This window comes from Monashia sp. HAY1-2A (assembly GCF_056755315.1).
This window is the reverse complement of sequence record NZ_JBNDHY010000277.1, coordinates 1-2,175: the sequence shown is the minus strand read 5'-3', so window position 1 is coordinate 2,175 and position 2,175 is coordinate 1. Positions and strand designations below refer to the sequence as shown.

Here is a 2,175-nt window from a genome sequence, read left to right as displayed (position 1 = left end):
TCCGTCGTCGGCAGCGTCAGATGTGTATAAGAGACAGGTGCCGCACCAGTCGGCACGGTCCCTCGCCCGACGGCGCTCAGGTTCGCTCGGCCACCAGTGCGAGCGCACGGTCGGGGTAGTCCGACACGAGCCCGTCGACGCCCGCCGCGACGACGGCGCGGATGTGCTCCGGGTCGTTGACGGTCCAGGGCAGCACGGCCAGGTCGAGGTCGTGGGCCCGTGCGACGAGCGTCGCGTCGACGAGCACGTGCTCGGGCGACAGGACGTCCGCGCCGACCTCGGCGGCGCCGGCCGCGACGTCGTCGCCGTGCGCCGCGACGTCGACGCCACCGGTCCACGGGCTGCCCGGCACCCAGGTGACGCCGGACTCGACGAGGGCCGACCGGGCGACGTCCGGGGCCACCTCGCGGGCGCGCTCGAGGACCGACCAGTTGAACGAGTGCACGAAGCACCGCCGGTCGATGGCGAGGTCGTGGACGACGTCGAGCACGCCGTCGAGCAGCTCGTCGCGTCGCGCCGCCTCCGTGGGGTCGTTCGGGTCGACCTTGAGCTCGATCGTCCACCACACCTGCGGTGCGTGCTCGAGCCCGTGGCCCACGACCTCCCGCAGCGTCGAGACGCGGGCACCGGGGGCGGTCCGCTGGCCGGGGAAGCCCGGCAGGGCCCGGCTGCCGACGTCGACGGTCCGCAGCTGCTCGAGGGTGAGGTCGCCGACGCGTCGGCCGACGACGTCGGGGCCGGTGTCGACGCACTTGGCCGGCAGGAGCACCGGGTCGTGCCAGACCACGAGCTCGCCGTCGGCCGTGAGCCGCACGTCGAGCTCCACGCCCGAGACACCCGCCTCGAAGGCGGCCGTGAAGCTGGCCAGGGTGTTCTCGACGACGAGGCCCTTGGCGCCGCGGTGGCCCTCGACGTCGAAGCGGCCCGACTGCCACGGCCCTCGGCGCACGGTCACCTCACGGCCCGATCCGCTCGCCCGTCGACGCGTCGAAGAGGTGCACCTCCGAAGGGTTCGGGGCGACGTGGACGACGTCCCCGACGCCGAGATGGGTTCGCTTGTCGAGACGCACCGTGACGCGAGTGGCCTCCGGGCCGGCACCGACCGGCCGCCCGTAGACGAACGACTCGGAGCCGAGCGCCTCGACGAGCTCGACGTTGAGGCCGACCGACCCGCCGTCGGCATCGCGCGCGGAGGCCTCGACGACGTGCCACGACTCGGGACGCAGCCCCACGACGACCTTCTCCCGCGCCTGCGAGGCGAGGCTGCGCTCGACCGGGACCCGGACACCGAGGACGTCGGCGCTCGCCTCGTGCAGCGACGTCTCGACGAGGGTGATGGCCGGCGACCCGATGAACGAGGCGACGAACGTGTTCACCGGCGCGTCGTAGAGGCGCTCCGGGGTGTCGACCTGCTGGAGCCGGCCGTCGCGCAGCACCGCGACCCGGTGGCCCATCGTCATCGCCTCGACCTGGTCGTGGGTGACGTACACGGTCGTGATCCCGAGCCGGCGCTGCAGGCCGGCGATCTGCGAGCGGGTCGACACGCGCAGCTTGGCGTCGAGGTTGGACAGCGGCTCGTCCATGCAGAAGACCTTGGGGTTGCGCACGATGGCCCGGCCCATGGCCACCCGCTGGCGCTGGCCGCCCGACATCTGGCCCGGCTTGCGGTCGAGGAGCGTGTCGAGCTCGAGGATCCTGGCCGCCTCGGCGACGCGCTGCTTCGTCTCGGCCCGGCTCACCTTGGCGTTGTCGAGGGCGAAGGCCATGTTCTGGGCCGCCGTCATGTTCGGGTAGAGCGCGTAGCTCTGGAAGACCATCGCGATGTCGCGGTCCCGCGGGCGGACGCCCTTCTGGTCGTGGCCGTCGACGAGGACCCGACCGCCGTCGACGGGCTCGAGGCCGGCGAGCATCCGCAGCGTCGTCGACTTGCCGCAGCCGGACGGGCCGACGAGGACGAGGAACTCACCGTCGGCGATGTCGAGCGTGATGCCGTCGACCGCCGGGGCGTCGTCCTTGCTGAACCGACGAGTCGCCTCGTCGAAGTACACGGTTGCCATGACCGGCCTCTCGGGTGTCTCGGGTGTTTCGGTGTCTCGGGTTCGGGTCTCTCGAGTTCAGGGGCGTGCCGGCATGAGGAGCTGTCTCTTATACACATCTGACGCTGCCGACGACGGA

General features: G+C 72.2%; 2 protein-coding genes. Both read right to left on the bottom strand.

What is annotated here, in order from left to right:
- Positions 1–76 precede the first annotated feature (76 nt).
- Complete coding sequence (locus ACPYOM_RS21715) at positions 77–955, bottom strand: glycerophosphodiester phosphodiesterase family protein (protein WP_481347548.1); 879 nt, start codon at positions 953–955, stop codon at positions 77–79.
- Position 956: 1 nt separating this feature from the next.
- Entirely contained in the window at positions 957–2,057 is a 1,101-nt protein-coding gene (locus ACPYOM_RS21710) for an ABC transporter ATP-binding protein (RefSeq protein WP_481347547.1), read from the bottom strand.
- Between the last annotated feature and the right edge of the window lie 118 nt (positions 2,058–2,175).